This is a genomic window from Pseudomonas sp. UC 17F4, assembly GCF_900101695.1.
GTDB lineage: Bacteria > Pseudomonadota > Gammaproteobacteria > Pseudomonadales > Pseudomonadaceae > Aquipseudomonas.
On record NZ_FNKV01000001.1, the window covers coordinates 3,363,206 to 3,381,978 of the forward strand.

Below are 18,773 nucleotides of genomic sequence, written 5' to 3' on the forward strand. Positions count from 1 at the left end.
GAACCACGTGGGCAGCCACTAATTTGCAGGGTTCATGGCCAACTGCTATTAGTTGTTAAAGCCTGCTAGGAGCGAGTCATGGCCAGAGCACTCATGCTTCATCAGATTCCCCTATCGTTTTTCATTAAAGGCGGGGGAATCGCCATAAGCATGGCATGTTGTGTTCTGGCGATCAGCCCAGCTTACGCTGCCGAGGGATCGCTGCAGACCCGTGTAGTCTGGCAGTCAACGTGCCCCAGTGACCCTCCCCCTCCCATCGTGAAAGACAGTGATCGGTCCGGAGTGATCGCCCTGATTGCTGCAGCTATGGCCCCGAAGCTGATAGAGGGGGCAGTCGATATGGCTGCCGAGGCATTGAAGGCTGCTGGTCAAACAAAGACTACGGCATCGACAGCGAAATCCGCGGACTATTTTTATAAAGTCAGCCAAGAGGCTGACATACTCAGCCGAACAAACTGCCTAGTGGTTGTTCGTGGTGAATTTGAGCCGAAGTCGATAACCCGGCATGAGTTTGCAGCCAAAGTCGAGGCGTTCCACGGCTTAACGAAATTACATTTTTACTACGAAGCAAAACTTAATCGCCTGAGAGGACTGCAGTACTTTCAGCTGACGCCAAACTATCTGGAGGTAACCGAGTTTGACCATTGGCGATTATTTGGTACCAGGAAACGCGACTTCATCGTCGCCGTTACCTTGACCGTTCCTGGGGGCGCTGCGCCGTTTGGTTCCGCTGAGATGACGTTCAAGGACATTCGTCGGGGCGAGAAAATAAAGGCAGGCGATTGGCGCCTGAGCTCAGCGTCGACGCTTCCCATTGCATTCCCACCAGCGTCCGCAGATGCCACTAAGGCTAAGGAAAAACAGGAAGCCAGGGTGGCTCGCTATTTGTTGGCGCTCGATATTCTAAACCCCAAGGACCCAACACCTTCTCAGCCGGAAAGTGTCTACCTGGACAAACGTGTTGTCGCGGCGGTCGATACGTACTGTGCGGCCATGAGCGCCCAGAACCTCAAGCTGGGTAAAGACCATCAGTTGCATGATGATCGATGCAATTACTCATTGACGGCTGATCGTGAACGCCTGGACAACGCCATTGAGGCTGCCAACTCAAATAAACACCGCAAAAAGTGGGCTGGAACGGTGTGTGATTATAGACCCGCGCGCACAGCCGATAAAAAACCCGCTACGTGTGAAAGCATGGGCGAAGACGTTGATCTTGAAGACAAGGTCTTCACCTACTTTGTAACGCAGCTAACGTTAAGTGAGACCAGTGAGGGAAGCAAGTTCGCGTTGTATCTGGGCAATGCCCTATCCTCTTCAAAGGAAGAGGTAAGTACGGTGCTTAAAGGCTATTTACCTAAATCTGCAGACGCTAAAGATGCGGATAAAGCATCCCGGCGAGCGGCGCGCGAAGATGCTTTGCTTGCCGACCTCGAAGTGCAGAAGGCAGAGGAAGCCCTGGCTGATGCGTTGCTTCCCGAAACCCCTGTGGCGGTGGACGTTACGTCGGCTCGAATTGCGTTGCTGAAGGCCAAGATTGCTGCTAACGAAGCACATCGCAAAGCGGGAACCAGTGTTCCATTTCCGTTGATACCTGGCGTGTAGGTCTGCGCTAATGAACTGCGTTCGAGCGTGGGCCGTGATTGCCGTTGTCGCACTGGCGACGGTTGGCTATGGCAACACATCGGCAGGAGCGTTGAAACAGATCAGCGACGAATTAAAAGCCTGGATAGAAAAATACGCTGAGCCGACGATCTATAACGGTAAGCCGGTCAAAATTGAGTTTTCGCCCTGGCAGGTTGCGCTGCTGCAGTTTGGTGCAGCCGATACCAGGTCTGCAGTCGTCTGTGGTGGGGTGTCGATTGATTCGGTTTGGGTATTAACAGCTGCACACTGCTTTTTCGATCCGACCACAAAAAGTAGAAAGCCGGATTCGAAGTTTTATGTGGGGTACAACGCTGACGACCTTACAAAAGCTGTTGCGAAGGTCAAGATAAAGAGAGTGGTGGTGAATGAGAAGTATGATCCCAGGGGGAAAGAATTTGATGTGGCATTAGTTCGCTTGGACACACCCATACCGGTGCGAGGATTTATGCGCTTGCCCAGTCAGGCAGAGGCGACGGCCCTGATCAAGCCGGGGACGCGCCTAACGACCACCGGCTGGGGCTTGACCGAGGCTGGCGTTAAATCAAATCTGCTGTTGGAAGTTGAGGTGCCGGTTGTAGGCTTTAGTGATTGCAGCAAGCATTACAACGCTACATTACCGGCAAATGCTATTTGTGCGGGAGAACAGGGTAAAGATGCGTGCTCGTGGGACAGTGGTGGGCCACTTTTCAAGCGGGCTGAAGATGGGCAGTCAGTCCAGATTGGAATTGTCAGCTACGGCAATGTGTGTGGACGCGAGTCGCCGGGGGTTTATACGCCTGTAGCTGCGCATCTCGACTGGATTGCGAAAACACGGTCTGCAAAATGATTGACCACGCACTATGCGCTGTCTGCCTCGGGCGCACGCAACGCCTTGCTGTAGTAGCCGGACGAATCGAAACAGCACACCTGCTTCTTGCCGGATGCAAGCATATCGCAGGCATCGCTTATGCGTTTTGCCCGGGTCTTGAGTTGCTTGGCTGACGTGATCCAGTGGATCCAGTCGACGCGTGCGAGGGTTGTCGTACTGTTCCAGACTTCACGCGCCTCGCCAGCGCTGGCCAGGGCCTGCTGAAAGTCGGCCGGGATGTCGGGCTCGGGCTCCTTCTTCACCGGGGTCAGCTCCAGTGTAACGACATCCCCCACGGCCGCGCCTGCGGCTTCGAGCAAGGCGCTGTTTACCTGCAGCCAATGGCTCAGTTGGCCATCGGGCTCAAGCGTTGCCTGGAAAGGCTGCCCGTTGATTGTGCCTTCAACACTGGTCCGGCCGCGCCTGGGAAGCTGTTCGCTTGCCTCTCTTGGCAGGACGACGAACGCCCACGAGGCATCGTCGCCAGGCTTTGCCGGGCGCAGAAGCTTTGCTTTGAAGCGGGATTTAGCAGCGATTGTTGTCATTGCCACGCCTTCCTATCCACTCACTGTCGCGTTTGAACGCGACAGTGAGAATAGATTCAGTACAGAAGGTCTAGCTATTGGCCACGGGTCTGTCCAGCGGCTAGGCGGGTTGGGCTGCCAGGCGATTGCTGACGTTACGCCCCAGCACCAGCACCGTGACGAAACCGCAGCCCACCAGGGCCGTGGCCAGGCTCAGCAGCACCGAGCTGCCCAGCTGGTCGACGATCTGCCCGCCGAAGAACGAGCCCAGCGCGATGATCACCTGGAACATGGCGACAAACAGGGGCATGCCGCGTTCGACATCCTTGGGTGCGACCACAAACATCCAGATGCTGGCACAGGCCGGGAAGGCGCCGAAGGCGAAGCCCCAGAGCGCGATCAGCAGCGCTGCGCCGGTCATGCCGGTGGCGAAGTAGGGGAACAGCGCGGTGCTGATGGCGATCATCAGGGCGACCAGCATCAGGGTGTGACGCACGCTGCGGTTGGCGGCGAAACCGGCAAAGATATTGCCCGCCACCCCGGCCACACCATACAGCAGCAACAGTGAGCCAATGGTCGGCCCATCGAAGCCGGCACTCTGTTTGAAGAACGGTGCGACGTAGGTGTAGGCGGCAAAATGCGCCAGGCCAATCAGCAATACCGCAATCAAGCCAACCCGGGCCTGTGGATTGATAAACAGGGCCGGCAGGTCACTGATGCGAATGGCCTTGTCGGGATTGAGCCGCGGCAGCAGGAAGACCTGCGCCAGCAGCACCGGCACGCCGACCAGCGCAGTGACCAGGAAGGTCATGCGCCACCCCATCAAGCCACTCAGCCAGGTGCCGACGGGCACGCCCAGCACGGTGGCCAGGGTCACACCGACCATGATGATCGAAGTGGCCTGGGCCACGCCCACGCCCTTGGGCGCCAGGCGGCCGCTGAGGGCAATGGCCGTCGCCCAGAAACCGCCGATACTCACGCCTAGCAGAACGCGGCCGAACAGCAGCAGACTGAAGTCGCTGGCGTAGGCCACCACAGCGTTGGCGATGATCATGATCAGCGTCAGGCCGATCAGCAGATAGCGCCGGTCCAGCGCGCCAATGCCCACCGACAGCAAGGGCGCGGCGAGGGCGGCCATTATGCCGGGCAGGGTAACCATCAGCCCGGCCTGGCCGGCACTGATGCCCAGGTCGCTGGCGACATCGTTGAGCACGCCCACCGGCAGAAACTCACTGGTTACCAGGGCGAAGGCACCCACGGCGACCGAGAGAATCGCCAGCCACTGCTGCTTGACGCTCTGTTGATTATGTTCGGGAAGGCCGTGACGGCCTTGGCTTGCGCTTGGCATGGTGCGGGGTTCCAAGGGGGGATATCGCCTGGGGCAGGCGAGGGGAGCGGGGGAAATCTGCAGGCGATTATAGGGGGTGGTTGTGGCAAGCAGACAGCTGGGGTACTCGATAGTAATCATCAGTGTGATTGATGAGGGCGTCGTTCAGGCAAGGCTTGGCCTTGTACTCACTCGGGTTGCGAGTGCGTTGAACAGTTGGCGCAGGTTCTGAAGTGCTTTCAGAGGCTGTCCGGATCGCCGAAGAACATTTGAATCCGCGACCGCAACCACCGCTCCCCCGGATCATTGTCCTGCGACCCGCGCCAGGCCATGTGCAGTTCGAAGGTCTGCACCTCGAGCGGCGGGTCTTCGGCGCGCAGGCCGCCGGCGGCGGTCAGCACTTCGGCGGTGTAGTCGGGGACGGTGGCGATGATGTCGGTGCCGGTCAGCAGGCTGCCCAGGCCGTTGAATTGCGGTACGGCAAGGACTACGTGGCGCTTGCGCCCGACCTTTTCCAGGGTTTCGTCCATGAACCCGCCCAGGTCGCCGGCAAACGACACCAGGGCGTGGGGGCGGGCGCAGAAGTCGTCCAGGCTCAGGCTGCCGGGCATGCTGTCGGCACGCAGGACCTTGGGCTTGCTGCGCCGCAGCACCTTGCGCTTGGCGTTGGCCGGCAGGTCGTTGGTCCAGCTCACGCCGACCGAGATTTCCCCCGAGGCCAGCAATGCCGGCATCAGCAGGTAGTTGACCCGGCGCACCACCAGGACGATGCCCGGAGCTTCGGCGCGTACGCGCTTGAGCAGTTGCGGCAGCAGGGCGAATTCGGCATCGTCCGACAGGCCGATGCGAAACACCGCGGTGCTGGTCGCCGGGTCAAAATCCGCTGCGCGGCTGACTGCGGTGGAGATCGAGTCCAGCGCCGGCGACAGTAGGGCGAAGATCTCCACCGCCCGCGCCGAGGGTTCCATGCTGCGCCCGGTGCGCACGAACAACGGGTCGTCGAACAGGTTGCGCAGGCGCGACAGGGCGGCGCTGATGGCCGGCTGGCCGAGGAAGAGTTTTTCCGCCGCGCGGGTCACGCTACGCTCGTGCATCAGGGTCTCGAAGACGATCAGCAGGTTCAGGTCGACGCGGCGCAAGTCGTTACGGTTCATCGGCTCGGCTTCACAAGGCGGATGGGGCAGGGGTGAATCTTACGGGTAAAGGCTGCTACCCTGCACCGCATAATTTGATGGACGCTGCATTACCATCAATCAATGACAAGCATGTTGACTATTAATGGCCACTGATGGTCTAACCGTCAAAGCCCGGATAGAGTTCAGGGCATTAGAGGTTCAATTGGCGAGGTTTGCGATGTCCCGCATGATCCGTTTCCACAAGTTCGGGCCGGCCGAGGTGCTCAAGATCGAAGAGCAGGCCCCGGCGCAACCGGCGGCTGGCGAGGTGCAGATTCGCGTTGAAGCGATCGGCATCAGCTGGTACGACGTGCTCTGGCGGCAGAACCTGGCGCCGTCCCAGGCGCGCCTGCCTGCCGGTATCGGACACGAGATGGCGGGTGTGGTTACAGCCGTGGGCGAAGGTGTCGATGACCTGGCGGTCGGCGACAAGGTTGCCAGCTTTCCGGCCAGCAGTGCCAACGAGCATCCGGTGTACGGCGAAGTCATCGTCATGCCGCGCAATGCCCTGACCCGTTATCCCGAGATTCTCTCGCCGGTCGAGGCCAGCGTGCACTACACGCCACTGCTGATCGCCTACTTTGCCTTCGTCGACCTGGCGCGGGCCAAGGCCGGGCAAACCGCGCTGATTACCGACGCCAGCCACTGCGCCGGCCCGGCCTTCGTGCAACTGGGCAAGGCCCTGGGCCTTAAGGTGTTTGCCGCGACCAAAGAGGCCGAGCAGCGCGACTACCTGATCAAGCTCGGCGCCGACAAGGTGATCGTCACCGAAGAGCAGGACCTGCTCATGCAGATCAACAAGTACACCGACAACCGCGGTGTCGATATGGTCCTCGACGGCCTTGGCGGGCCGCAGATGGCCTTGCTCGGTGATGCCCTGGCACCGCGTGGTAGCCTGGTGCTGTATGGCCTGCAAGGCGGCAACCAGACGCCGTTCCCGGCCTGCGCGGCGTTCCAGAAGAACATCCAGTTCTTCGTGCATTGCATCGGCAACTTCACCGGCAAGCCGGAGCTTGGCATCAGCCAGGACCAGGTGGCGCTGCAGCGTGCCCTGCGCGATATCAACCAGTTCACCGCCGACAAGCTGCTGACGCCGCTGATCATCAAGACCTACCCGTTCGAGAAGGTGGTCGAGGCGCACCGCTACATGGACGAATGCCCTTGCGGTGGCCGGCTGGTGCTGGACTTGTCGCAGGCGGAGTAAAATCTGCGCGACACTTGGCCTGAACAAGCCCGAGCATTGACTCGGGCTTTTTTGTGGTTTTTCACGCACTCCTGGGTTTGGGCGCGAGTTTATCCATTCGTTGTGGCGCTGCTGCTGGCCCCTTCCGCCTTTACGGCGGCCTACTTTTCTCTTGGGAAAAGGTAGGCAAAACCGCCTGCTCCTGCATACGGCCCTACGCTGCGCTTCGGGTCCCCTCGCTACGGCACCTTCCGGGGCATCGCGGCCTACGACTTGCTTCGCAAGTCTACATCTCGCGTCTTCGGCTGCCGCCGAAGGTGCTGCGCACCGCCCCTACAGGCACCTACGCTCGGCCTCCTGAAGTCGCCTTTCGCGGCGCCTGGAAGTACGTGCATGAAGATCAAGACCAAAACCAAAACCAAAACCAAGCAAGTCGTTCCTAGCTTTGGCTTCAGTATGACCGCGCCAGAATCTGCTTTCGCAGATACGTCAGTGCAGGCTCCGCCCGTAACTTCGCGACTTCAGGAGGCTGAACGTAGGTGTCTGGAAGGGGCCGGCAGCGGCGCCACATCAAATGGATATGCCCGCAGCCGTAGCCTCAACATCCGATCCCAAGGACCATAAACCCGGAAATCCGTGAAGAACCTTTTTTGTGGGTATTTCCCAGGGTTGTTTAGGATGTTTCCGAGGTAACTTTGCCTGCTGACGCTTGCCTGCTTGCGCTATGTTTGTGCAATAGGAAAAAGCACAGGCAGTCTGTCTGATTGTCGTTATTGTCGAAGATGAATCTGAATGGTTTTTTTACCGTGATCTGTATCTTTTATTCGCGGGGCAACGCCCGATAATAGTTCTTCAATAGTCGTCTCACGGAGCGAGGCATGATGGGTCGTAAGCCAGGGGTTAAAGGCGCTGTGCTGCCGGGCTGGGGGAGGGAAGAACGATGGTGAGCAAGAGCTTCTGAAGTTATTTCCGTAGGAAGTTGTAGGAAGTTTCTGAGGATAAGCTTATTTATCCTTCTTTGCTGATTGAAAGTTCTTCGATGGAATCTTTTTCTTTCAGGTGGCCGTTTATTGAAATCGGGTAGGCGTTATGAGCAGCATTCACGATCAAGCCATGCAGTATATCTACCAGCAAGTATTGGCGCGCTTGCTGGAGCATTTGTCCCAGGCCCAGCGGGCCTCTTTGCAGTTATTGATTCAACGCTTGATTGTCGCGGCGGGCGGTGCCGAGCGCATCAACGGCTTCAGGCTGATGTTCGCCCATGATGGCAGCCAGAATGCCAGCCATGCCCTGGCCTGCCTGCGCGCGGCGCAATTGAGCATTGCCGCGCGCTCGCCGGGCACCTTCGAGCTGCGTATCGCCGTGGTGCGCCAGGCCGGCATGAGTACTACGGCCTTGAACAATATCGAGCAGGGCTTCTCGGCGCTGTTTCTGCACGATGATCCGCGGGTCGAGCTGCTGATGCTCGATGACCAGCAGTTGCTGCCATTCGACCGCCGCCACGCTATTTCCCAGAGCCAGCAACTGGCCGAGCGTCACGAATTGCTGTTGTTCGGGCATTTGCTCGCTGGCGGGCCACGGGCCGGTTTCGGTAGCCATGGCACCCTGCGCCTTGCCGAGCTGTGCCGCCAGGCCATCGGCTGGCGTGGCGGTGTCGATGCCATCATCACCGCCCAGCCGCTGCCTGAGCGCAGGCGCCTGCTGGCCTGGAGCCGCCGCGCCCTGCGCGAGGAAGACCTGCTGTGCATCCGGCCGATACACAGTTGTGCCACGTCGCTGTGCGAGGGCATGAGCGAGTTGCGCCAGCGTTACCTGCAGCAGCTGTACGGCCAGGCCCGGCCCATGGCTACCGGGCCCAACGGCGATTACTGTGCGCCGGCGATGCGTTTTATCATCATCGATGACCTGGTGCATGACCCCGACCTGCCGTATGACGAGCGCCTGAACCGCTTTCTGGGCTGTCGCTTCGACGAGCAGTATTTTGCCTGCGCGCAGGCGGGCACCGCCAACCCGCTGTTGCTGGCGCACCTGAGCGGGCTGCACGGGCAGTTCATCGAAGACAGCGACTACCGCGAAGGCGTCGATGCCTACCTGCGCCAGGCGCGCCAGCGCATGCAGCGCAAGGGCCTGCCGCGCACGTTGCAGGTGCGCCTGCTGGGCCGCTGGCAGCACGCCGAGCAGTTACAGCAACGCCGTAGCCAGGCCAGCGACTTCGCCTTGCAGGCCTACGGCTTGAGCGAAGCGCAGCTGGTCTGCCAGTTGTTTGCGCCGTTTGTTTCCCGGGGCCTGCGCCTTGAGGTGTTTTTGCGCCGCTGTCACCCCGGCATGCTGGTGGCCTTGCCTTACCTGCACAAGGCCCTGCAACGATTGCCGGCGCCGGAGCCGGTGGTGCAGTGGATGGTCGACATCAGTGGCCTGGACCTGCCACTGCTGCAGATGCTCTATCTGCGTGAACCGGAAAGCTGGGCCCGGCCGCGTTCGTTGCTGGCGCGAATCCAGGGCCGCGGCGCCGACCTGCGCCACCTGCGCGTGCAGCCGCCGTCCCGGGCCTGGCTCAAGGCAGAGCAGCCAGGCCGGTACTGATGAAAGCCCCGCACAGTAGCGAGTTCGCCTACCGGGCGGTGTATCGCTACCTGGTTGAGCTGATCGAGCAGATGGCGCCGGGCAGCTACAGCCGGATGCCGTCGTTGCGCGACCTGGCCCAGCGCCTGAACGTGTCGATTTCGACGGTCCAGTACGCCTATTCGCTGCTTGAGCACGAAGGGCGGGTGCAGCCGGTGCCCAAGTCGGGCTACTACGCCAGGGGGCCGGCCCTTGAGCCGGCACGGCCCAGCGCTGGCGATCTGCTCCAGGATTTGCAGCAGCACGCCAACTCGGCGCGCATGCTGGTGCTCAGCGGCGGCCAGGAGCAGGCGCCGCAGTCACTGGAGGCAACCTTGCTGGGCATCGAGCGCCAGTTGCTGCGCCAGTACCCGCGCCTGGGCGGCGCCCCCCAGCCCTGTGGCGAGCTGGAACTGCGCACCGCCCTGGCGGCGCGCTATACCCGCTCGGCGCAGTTGTACTGGAGCGCCGAGGATGTCTACCTGGCGCTGGACCTGCGCTCGTTGCTGGAGACCACCCTGGCCGCCCTTGAGCTGCACAACAGCGCCGTGGTGGTGACCACGCCCTGTTCCTGGCGCTTGCTGCGGGTGTTTCAGGCGGCGCGGATACGGGTGCTCGAAGTGCCCTTGCAGGCCGACGGCGGCCTTGACCTCGAGCGCTTTGCCCGGCTGCTGCGCGACGAGCCGGTGCGCCTGGCGATGCTGGCCTCGCGCCTGAGCCTGCCCCATGGCAGCATCATGCCCGAGGCCGTGCGCCAGGCCGTGGCGCGGCTGCTCAACCAGCACGGCGTGTGGCTGCTGGAAAACGACCTGGACAGCGAACTGTGCCTCAGCCCAGGCTCTGGCGCTGACCTGCGCGAACTGGTCGACCCGCAGCGCCTGCTGGTGTTCTCGTCGCTGGAGCGCAGCGTTGGCGCCGAAGCGCCTTACGCCTTCCTGCTGTCGCGCCAGTGGCACGGGCCCTTGCTGCGCCAGTTCCTGTTGCGCGGGTTTCGCCTGCCGCCGTTGCGCCAGCAAGCCGTGGCCAGGCTGTACAGCAAGGGCCGTGTCGATGTGCACCTGGAGCAACTGCGGGCGCGTCTGCACGAGCGCCTGGGCCTCCTGTACCGGCAGATGCAGCTGTACCTGGGCTCGCAGCTGGAGTTCCAGATGCCCGCCGGCGGTGGCTGCATCTGGGCCCGGGTATGCGCCCCGGTAGAGACCCGGCCGTTGTTCCATCGCCTGCTGCAGCAGGGCTTGGTGATTGCCCCGGGCGAGCTGTTCAGCCTGCAGGGCGATTTTCGCCAGCACCTGCGCCTGGGCTGGCCAGCCGGGCCGCAAGGGGACTTGCCCTACGGCTTGAGTGTGCTCAGTGATGAGTTGCGGCGCAGCAACGGTTTAAATTAGTATTGAAAATCGTTATCAATTACAAAAAAAACCGCCACCCCATGAGCGATGTGCTGCCTTCTGCCGACTCTCACCTGCGTACTGTCGAGGCGCTGTACAGTGGCCATCACGGCTGGCTGTACGCCAGGCTGCGCAAGCGCCTGGGCAATGCGCTGGATGCGGCAGACCTGGCGCAGGATACCTTTACCCGCATCCTCGCTTCGAAGGTGGCGGTGTTCGACAACCCGCGGGCGTACCTGAACTGCGTCGCCGGCGGCATTCTCGCCAACTGGTGCCAGCGCAAATCGCTGGAGCGCGCCTACCTGACGGCGCTGGCGCAACTGCCGGTGCCCGAGGCGCCGTCCCCTGAGCAGCGCCTGCTGGTGCTCGAGACCCTGCACGAAATCGATGCCATGCTCGATGCCCTGCCGGCGGTGGTCCGGCGCACCTTTTTGCTGTCGCAACTGAACGGCATGAAGTACGCCGAGATTGCCGAACAGCTCGGCGTTTCGCTGATCAGCGTCAAACGCTACATGAAACAGGCCTTCTTGCAGTGCCTGACGCTGGTGGAGTGATGACGTCAACCGCGATTGACCCGCAAGCGCTAGATGAAGCGGCGCAATGGCTGATGTGCCTGAGCGAAGGCGAGGCCTCTGAGGCTGAGCAGGCGGCGTGGGCGGCCTGGCGCACCAGCAGCGTCGAACGAGAGCGCGCCTGGCAGCGCGCCGAATTGTTGCTGGGCAAACTCGGCGGCTTGCCGCCGGCGCTGGCCATGTCGGCGCTCGATCGCCCGGCAGACCCGCGCCGGCGCGCCGCCATCGCCCGCCTGGCGTTGATGCTCGCGGCAGTGCCAGCCGCCTGGGCCGGCTGGAAGGTCAGCGACGAGCAAGCGTGGATGGCCGACTACCGCTCTGCGCTGGGCGAGTGCCGCGAGTTGACCCTGGCCGACGGCACCCGGGTGTTCCTCAACACCGACTCGGCCATCGATGTGCGCTATGACGCGCAGCAGCGCTTCATCCAGTTGCGGCGTGGCGAAATCCTCGTGCACACCGCCACCGACCGCCAGCAGCCGCCACGGCCGTTGCGGGTTGGCACCCGCGAAGGCCGCATGCAAGCGCTGGGCACGCGGTTTTGCGTGCGCGAGCAGGGCGGGCGGACTTACCTGGCGGTGCTCGAAGGGGCCGTCCGCATCGAACCGGCCAATGCACCCCCTGGCGCGGTGCAGGTTGTCCGCGCCGGAGAAAAGACCGACTTCGATGCCCGCAGCAGCCGTGCACCACAGGCGGTCGACGCCAGCATCAGCGCCTGGACCCAGGGCATGCTGCTTGCCGACCGCATGCGCCTGGAAGATTTTGCCGCTGAGCTTGGCCGTTATCGGCGCGGTTTCATCCGCTGCGACCCGCAGATCGCCGACCTGCGCGTATCGGGCGCGTTCCCGCTCAACGACAGCCAGCGCAGCTTGAACATGCTGGCAGCGACTTACCCGCTGGCGGTCAAGGCGCACCTGAACGGCTATTGGCTGTTGCTCACGCCGGCCTAAGTCAGGCGCAGGAAAATAAACCTGGCTGGCGCTGATACTTTTTTGCGTTTCGACTGGCAATGGGAGTGCACCCCTCATTTATCCAGTCCAAAGGATCCCTCAGTCATGTCTGTTGCAAGTCGCCCTCGCGCTCAACGTCCCCTGGCCCTGGCCGTGCGTAGCGCCATGCTCGGTCTTACCCTGGTCGCAGGCAGTGGCGCCTCGTGGCTTGCCGCCGCGCAGCCACTGGATGCCGTCGCCGCCCAGGCCTACGACATTGCGCCAGGGCCGCTGGGGCGCGTGCTGTCGAGCTTTGCCATGGCCTCTGGTATGGCCTTGTCGTTCGAACCGGCACTGACCGAAGGGCAGCACAGCCAGGGCCTGCGCGGCAGCTACACAGCGCACGACGGCGCGGCGCGGCTGTTGGCCGGCAGCGGCCTGCAATTGCTTGAGCGCGCCGACGGCAGTTTCACCCTCGCCAGGCTGCCTGCCGGCGCCGACGGCCTGACCCTGGACGCCACCACCATCGAGGCCACCAGTACCCGTGCCGGCGGCCTGCCCGAGGCCTATGCCGGTGGCCAGGTGGCCCGTGGCGGGCGCGTGGGCATGCTCGGCAACAAGGACGTGATGGACACGCCGTTCAGCGTCACCAGCTACACCGCCAAGACCCTGGCCGACCTGCAGACGGTCACCGTCGCCGATGCCCTGGAACGCGACCCGTCGGTGCGCTCGACCGGGCAGACCGGCGGGATCGTCGACTCGTTCTTCATTCGCGGCTTTGCTGTGGGCGAAGGCAACCTGGGTGAGCTGGCCTTCGACGGCGTGTATGGCGTGGCGCCCAACTACCGGGTGTTCACCGAATACGCCGAACGGGTCGAGGTACTCAAGGGGCCCGGGGCGCTGATGTATGGCATTTCCCCCAATAGCGGCGTCGGCGGGGTGATCAACATCGTGCCCAAGCGCCCGCTGGCCGAAGACCTGACCCGTTTTACCGCCAGCTACAGTTCCGACACCCAGGTAGGCGGGCACCTGGACATCAGCCGCCGCTTCGGTAGCGAGAAAGCGTGGGGCGTACGTTTCAACGGCAGTGTCGCCCAGGGCGATACGGCCATTGACGATCAGCAACGCGCCCTGGATATCGGCGCCATTGCCCTGGATTACCAGGGCGAGCGCTTGCGCCTGAACCTTGACTTCATCAGCCAGAAAGAAAAATGGGACGCCTCCTCGCGACCCTTTACCGTGGCTCCGGGCATCGACGTACCGTCGGCGCCGAACGGGCGCAGCAACCTGCCGCAGGACTGGGGCTGGTCCAATACCCGCGAGCAATCGGCACTGCTCGGCGGCGAGTATGACCTGAACGATGCCGTCACGGTGTTTGCCCACGCAGGCGGCGGCAAGGCGGACGTCAAGCGGATGTCTGACCAGGTACCGCGAATCCTCAACGAGGCGGGCGACACCAGCAACATTCCCGGCTACTACAAGTTCAACGTCGACCGTTCGACGGCGGACGTGGGCATGCGCGCGCTGTTCGACACCGGCCCGGTCACCCATACGGCCACGCTGATGGCGACCCGTTATCAGGACGAATTGTCCCGGGGCATCAACAACGGCAGCGAAATCCTCTCCAACATCTACCACCCGATCGATGTGCCCAAGCAGTACATCAGTGCGCCGAAGGTGCTGCGCATCTCCGAGTCGGAACTCTCCGGCGTGGCGTTGACCGACACCTTGTCGGTGCTCGAAGACCGCCTGCAACTGACCCTGGGTGTGCGTCGCCAGGAAATCGAGTCGCGCAACTACAGCGCCACCGGGGTAGTGAGCTCACGCTACAAGGACAGCGCCACCACGCCGGTGGTCGGCCTGGTGGTCAAGCCCTGGGACGACGTCTCGTTCTACTACAACTACGTCGAAGGCCTGAGCAAGGGCGATATCGCCCCGGCCACGGCGGCCAACGCCGGTGAGGCCTTTGCGCCCTACGAGTCAAAGCAGCATGAACTGGGGGTCAAGTACGAGCACGGCACTTTCATGACCACCCTGGCGCTGTTCCAGATCGAGAAACCCAGTGGCGAACTGGCAAGCGGCAATGTCTTCGCGGTGCAGGCAGAGCAGCGCAACCGCGGGATCGAGCTGAGCATGTTCGGTGAAGTTGCGCCTGGCACCCGCTTGCTCGGCGGGGTGACGCTGCTCGACGGCGAGCTGACCGACTCGGCCACCGCTGCCAACCGGGGCAATGAGCCGGTGGGGGTGCCGGATGTCCAGGCCAACCTCTGGGCCGAGTGGGACACCCCCTGGGCCGAGGGCTTCACCCTGACCGGTGGAGCGATCTACACCGCCAGCCAGTACATCAACCAGGCCAATACCCAGGAGCTGGACGCCTGGACCCGCGTTGATGCCGGTGCCCGCTACAGCACCCGCATCGACGGGCGCCCGACCACCTTCCGGGCCACGCTGCAGAACGTCTTCGACCGTGAGTACTGGTCGGGGGTAGCCTCTTATGGCGCCATCTCGCCGGGCTATCCGCGAACCCTGCAGCTGTCGGCGACGGTGGACTTCTGATGCCCTAGGCAGCGCGTTGGTCGCCCGCGGGTTGCCAGAGGGCGGCGTCTGTATGTATAACCAGTACTCCAGCCGCCAGCCCGTACCGCGCCGTGATCGCCCATTCCGTCGACGACCCGTTCTACTACCTGCACAACTTCCAGCAAGTGCTCGACTGGATCGAGCTGCGCTATGCCGACCTGCTCGACGACCAGGAGCAAGCCTTCATCAGCCAGTTCCGCCAGCAGCCGCAGGCGGCCCGGGCCTTGCTGGTGCGCATGGTGATGCGCAAGGGTCAGCTGTTTCGCCCGAGCAAGCTCGACTACGCCGAGATCGGCTCGACCCAGGCTGCCCTGGCGCCATTGCTGGCCCTGGGCTGGGTGGTCGATGACGGCGTGCTGAGCCTTGAGCAGCTGTTCCAGCTGCTGCGCAAGGACGAGTTGGCCCAGGGCTTTGCCGACCGGCTCGAACGGCCACGGGCGGCCAAGGGCGAACTGCTGGCCCAGTTGCAGGCCCTTGAGCTGCCGCCGCAGCCGTTGCAGCAATGGCTGCCGGGCTTTGCCGAGCCGATCATCGAGCTACGCCTGCAGGCCTTGTGCGACCGTCTGCGCCTGCTGTTCTTCGGCAACCTGTACCAGGACTGGTCGGAGTTCGTGCTGGCCGACCTGGGCCTGCTGCGCTACGAGCAGGTGGCCTTCAGCGCCGACTCGCGGGCCTTGCGCCAGCGCAGCGACATCGATGTGGCGCTGGCCTTGCACCAGTGCGCCGAGCTGCTGGAGCAGGGCGTGGCGCTTGAGCAGGTGGTCGGGCACATCGAGTGCCTGGACAGCGACAACCCCTGGCTGCTGCGCCGTCGCTCGCGGCTGCTGTACCAGCTTGGCCAGCACAGCGAGCGCCTCGGTGACTGGCCGCTGGCCCTGCGCATCTACCCGCGCAGCCAGCATCCGCAGGCGCGCATCCGTCATGTGCGGGTACTGGAGCGTAGCGAGCAGTGGGCGCAGGCGTTCGAACTGGCCGCGCAGATCGCCCGGCAACCGGCCAACAGCCTTGAGGTCCAGGCCCTGGCGCGGATGCTGCCGCGTTTGCAGCGCAAGCTGGGCGGGCCGCCGCAGCCACGGCGGGCCAAGCCCCAGGTCAGCCTGGTCGAGCTGCAACTGCCGGCCGAACTGGCGGCGCTGGGCGTCGAGCAGGCCGTGCAGTTGCACCTGGGGCAGGGCGGCGGGCAGGTGCATTACGTCGAGAACAGCCTGTTCAACAGCCTGTTCGGCCTGTTGTGCTGGGAGGCGATCTTCGCGCCGTTGCCGGGGGCGTTCTTCCACCCGTTCCAGAGCGCCCCGCAGGACTTGCACGACGCCGAGTTCCATGGCCGGCGCAGCGAGCTGTTCGCCCGCTGCCTGGGGCAACTGGACGACGGCAGTTACCGGCAGACCATTCGCCGTCATTTTGTCAGCAAGCAGGGGCTGCAATCGCCTTTTGTCTATTGGCAGGTGCTCAGCGAAGAGTTGCTCGAACAGGCGCTGATCTGCCTGCCCCCGGCACACCTGAAAAGCTGTTTCGAGCGCCTGCTCGAAGACATCCAGGCCAACCGTTCGGGCATGCCTGATTTGATCCAGTTCTGGCCCGAGCAGCAACGCTACCGCATGGTCGAGGTCAAGGGCCCGGGTGACCGCCTGCAGGACAGCCAGCTGCGCTGGATCGAATTCTGCGCCGGGCACGGCCTGCCAGTGGAAGTCTGTCACGTGCACTGGGCGCCATGAGCTACAGCGTGGCGGTGCGGGCGTTGTGCGAGTTTACCGCCAAGGTCGGCGACCTCGACCTGCGCTTCACCCCGTCACCCACGGCCCAGGAGGGCATCAGCGGCCACCGGCGGGTGGTGGCCGGGCGCGGCGAGGGCTACGAGGCCGAGGTCAGCCTCGAAGGCCAGTATGCGGCCTTGCAGGTGCGCGGCCGCGCCGACGGCTACGACCCGCGGCTCAACCGCCTCGAAGAAATCAAGACCTATCGCGGCGACCTGACGCGCCAGCCCGACAACCATCGCCAGTTGCACTGGGCTCAGGCCCGGGTCTACGGCTGGTTGTTGTGCCAGCAGCGCCAGTTGCCGGCATTGCGCCTGGCGCTGGTGTACCTGAATGTCGACAACGATGAACAGACCCTGGTCGAAGAGCAGCGCAGTGCCCAGGAGCTTGAACAGTTCTTCAACGCCCAGTGTGCGATCTTCCTGCACTGGGCCGAGCAGCAGCTGCAGCGCCAGGCCTTGCGCAATCAGGGCCTGCAGGCCCTGGCATTCCCCCACGGGCAGTTTCGCCATGGCCAGCGTGAACTGGCCGAAACCGTTTACAAGGCGGTCAGCACCGGCCGCTGCCTGATGGCCCAGGCCACCACCGGCATCGGCAAGACCTTGGGCACGCTGTTTCCGCTGCTCAAGGCCATGGTCCCGCAGCAACTGGACAAAATCCTCTTCCTCAGCGCCAAGACCCCCGGCCGCGCCCTGGGGCTGGAGGCGCTGCGCCAGGTGATGGCCAGCGGCACCCAGCCGGCCCTGCGCAGCCTGGAGCTGGTGGCCCGCGACAAGTCCTGCGAATACCCCGGCACGGCTTGCCATGGTGATGCCTGCCCGTTGGCCAAGGGCTTCTACGACCGCCTGCCAGCGGCGCGCCAGGCCGCCCAGGCCGTGGCGGTGCTGGACAAGGCCGCCCTGCGTGAGGTGGCCCTGGCCCATCAGGTGTGCCCCTATTACCTGGGCCAGGAGATGGCCCGCTGGGTCGATGTGCTGGTGGCCGACTACAACTATTACTTTGACCAGAGCGCCTTGTTGTTCGGCCTGGCCCAGGCCAACCAATGGCGTCTGGCGCTGCTGGTGGACGAGGCGCACAACCTGGTCGAGCGGGCCCGGCAGATGTACAGCGCAAGCCTCGACCAGGGCCAGTTGCTGGCCCTGCGCAAGCTTAAGCCGGCCGGGCTGGGCAGCGCCCTGGAGCGCCTCAATCGCCAGTGGAATGCCCTGCACAAGGCGCAGCTGGCGCCTTACCGGGTGGTCGACGGCCTGCCCGACGCCCTGCTCAAGGCCTTGCAACAGTGCATCGGGCTGATCCAGGAGCAACTCAACCAGACGCCGACCGGTATTGACCCTGCGGTGTTACAGTTCTTCTTTCAGGCGCTGCAGTTCAGCCGCGTCAGTGAATTGTTCGACGAGCACTTCCTGTTCGATATCAGCAAGCGCCCGGGCCCGGGCAAGCGCGCCTTGTCGACCCTGTGCCTGCGCAACGTGGTGCCGGCGACGCTGATTGGCCCGCGGCTGACTGCAGCGCGCAGTGCCACGCTGTTTTCCGCCACCTTGAGCCCGCGCCATTACTACGCCGACCTGCTCGGCATGCCGGCCGATTGCGCCTGGCTCGAGGTCGCCTCACCGTTTGCCGCCGAGCAACTGCAGGTGCGGGTGATCAGCAGCGTCTCGACCCGTTACCAGCACCGCGAGGCGTCGCTGGCGCCAATCGTCGAGCTGATCGCCGAGCAGTATGCCCAGGCGCCGGGCAACTACCTGGCGTTCTTCAGCAGTTTCGACTACCTGCAGCAGGTCTCGAGCCTGTTGGCCGCGCGCTACCCGGCCATCAGCCAATGGAGCCAGGCGCCGGGCATGGACGAGCAGCAGCGCCAGGGTTTTCTTGAGCGTTTTGTTCCCCAGGGCCAGGGCGTCGGCTTTGCCGTGCTCGGCGGCGCCTTTGCCGAAGGCGTCGACCTGCCGGGCACGCGCCTGATCGGCGCCTTTGTCGCCACCCTCGGGCTGCCCCAGGTCAACCCGGTCAACGAACAGATCAAGCAGCGCATGGCCCGGCTGTTCAGCGCAGGCTTCGACTACACCTACCTGTACCCCGGGGTGCAGAAGGTCATCCAGGCGGCGGGCCGGGTGATTCGCGGCAGCGACGACCGTGGCACGCTGTTGCTGATCGATGACCGCTTCGCCGAAGCCCGCGTACAGCGCATGTTTCCGGCCTGGTGGGCGCCTGAGCAGAAATAATCGCCGGCGCGGGGATAGTCACGGTCGCTTGCTGGT

The 18,773-nt window shown here is 63.4% G+C and carries 13 protein-coding genes; 10 read left to right on the top strand and 3 right to left on the bottom strand.

Annotation, left to right across the window (positions count from 1 at the left end):
- Positions 1–78 precede the first annotated feature (78 nt).
- Positions 79–1,605 carry a hypothetical protein gene (locus BLR26_RS15395; RefSeq protein WP_093382046.1) on the top strand — a complete coding sequence of 509 codons (1,527 nt, stop codon included), beginning with the start codon at positions 79–81 and terminating at the stop codon, positions 1,603–1,605.
- 34 nt (positions 1,606–1,639) lie between these two features.
- On the top strand, positions 1,640–2,473 hold the full coding sequence (locus tag BLR26_RS15400; protein WP_176794250.1) for a serine protease: 834 nt from the start codon (positions 1,640–1,642) through the stop codon (positions 2,471–2,473).
- An 11-nt stretch (positions 2,474–2,484) separates the two neighbouring features.
- Here the strand turns inward: BLR26_RS15400 and BLR26_RS15405 are convergent, their stop codons facing one another.
- The 3 genes from BLR26_RS15405 to BLR26_RS15415 form a co-directional block, all read right to left on the bottom strand.
- On the bottom strand, positions 2,485–3,039 hold the full coding sequence (locus tag BLR26_RS15405; protein ID WP_093382054.1) for a YdeI/OmpD-associated family protein: 555 nt from the start codon (positions 3,037–3,039) through the stop codon (positions 2,485–2,487).
- Positions 3,040–3,139: 100 nt separating this feature from the next.
- Positions 3,140–4,366: an MFS transporter gene (locus tag BLR26_RS15410; protein WP_093382059.1), complete on the bottom strand. Its 1,227-nt coding sequence runs from the start codon at positions 4,364–4,366 to the stop codon at positions 3,140–3,142.
- Positions 4,367–4,584: 218 nt separating this feature from the next.
- Positions 4,585–5,499 (bottom strand): LysR family transcriptional regulator, encoded by a 915-nt coding sequence (locus BLR26_RS15415; protein WP_093382064.1) that lies wholly within the window; start codon positions 5,497–5,499, stop codon positions 4,585–4,587.
- A 199-nt stretch (positions 5,500–5,698) separates the two neighbouring features.
- Between BLR26_RS15415 and BLR26_RS15420 the strand changes: the two genes are divergently transcribed.
- The 8 genes from BLR26_RS15420 to BLR26_RS15455 all read left to right on the top strand — a co-directional run bounded on the left by BLR26_RS15420 (position 5,699) and on the right by BLR26_RS15455 (position 18,737).
- The gene (locus BLR26_RS15420; RefSeq protein WP_093382068.1) at positions 5,699–6,724 is read left to right on the top strand and encodes a zinc-dependent alcohol dehydrogenase family protein; all 1,026 of its coding nucleotides are present in this window, start codon (positions 5,699–5,701) and stop codon (positions 6,722–6,724) included.
- Positions 6,725–7,792: 1,068 nt separating this feature from the next.
- Positions 7,793–9,286, top strand: a complete 1,494-nt coding sequence (locus tag BLR26_RS15425) for a hypothetical protein (protein WP_093382071.1) — start codon at positions 7,793–7,795, stop codon at positions 9,284–9,286.
- Positions 9,286–10,689: an aminotransferase-like domain-containing protein gene (locus BLR26_RS15430; RefSeq protein WP_093382074.1), complete on the top strand. Its 1,404-nt coding sequence runs from the start codon at positions 9,286–9,288 to the stop codon at positions 10,687–10,689. The genes BLR26_RS15425 and BLR26_RS15430 overlap by 1 nt, the downstream gene beginning before the upstream one ends.
- Before the next feature lie 41 nt (positions 10,690–10,730).
- Positions 10,731–11,243: a sigma-70 family RNA polymerase sigma factor gene (locus tag BLR26_RS15435; RefSeq protein ID WP_093387510.1), complete on the top strand. Its 513-nt coding sequence runs from the start codon at positions 10,731–10,733 to the stop codon at positions 11,241–11,243.
- Complete coding sequence (locus BLR26_RS15440; protein ID WP_093382077.1) at positions 11,243–12,208, top strand: FecR domain-containing protein; 966 nt, start codon at positions 11,243–11,245, stop codon at positions 12,206–12,208. Before BLR26_RS15435 ends, BLR26_RS15440 begins: the two co-directional genes overlap by 1 nt.
- Positions 12,209–12,313: 105 nt before the next feature.
- Positions 12,314–14,743, top strand: a complete 2,430-nt coding sequence (locus BLR26_RS15445; RefSeq protein WP_093382080.1) for a TonB-dependent receptor — start codon at positions 12,314–12,316, stop codon at positions 14,741–14,743.
- A gap of 92 nt (positions 14,744–14,835) precedes the next feature.
- Positions 14,836–16,479: a VRR-NUC domain-containing protein gene (locus BLR26_RS15450; RefSeq protein WP_093382083.1), complete on the top strand. Its 1,644-nt coding sequence runs from the start codon at positions 14,836–14,838 to the stop codon at positions 16,477–16,479.
- Complete coding sequence (locus BLR26_RS15455; protein WP_093382086.1) at positions 16,476–18,737, top strand: ATP-dependent DNA helicase; 2,262 nt, start codon at positions 16,476–16,478, stop codon at positions 18,735–18,737. Before BLR26_RS15450 ends, BLR26_RS15455 begins: the two co-directional genes overlap by 4 nt.
- Positions 18,738–18,773 lie beyond the last annotated feature (36 nt).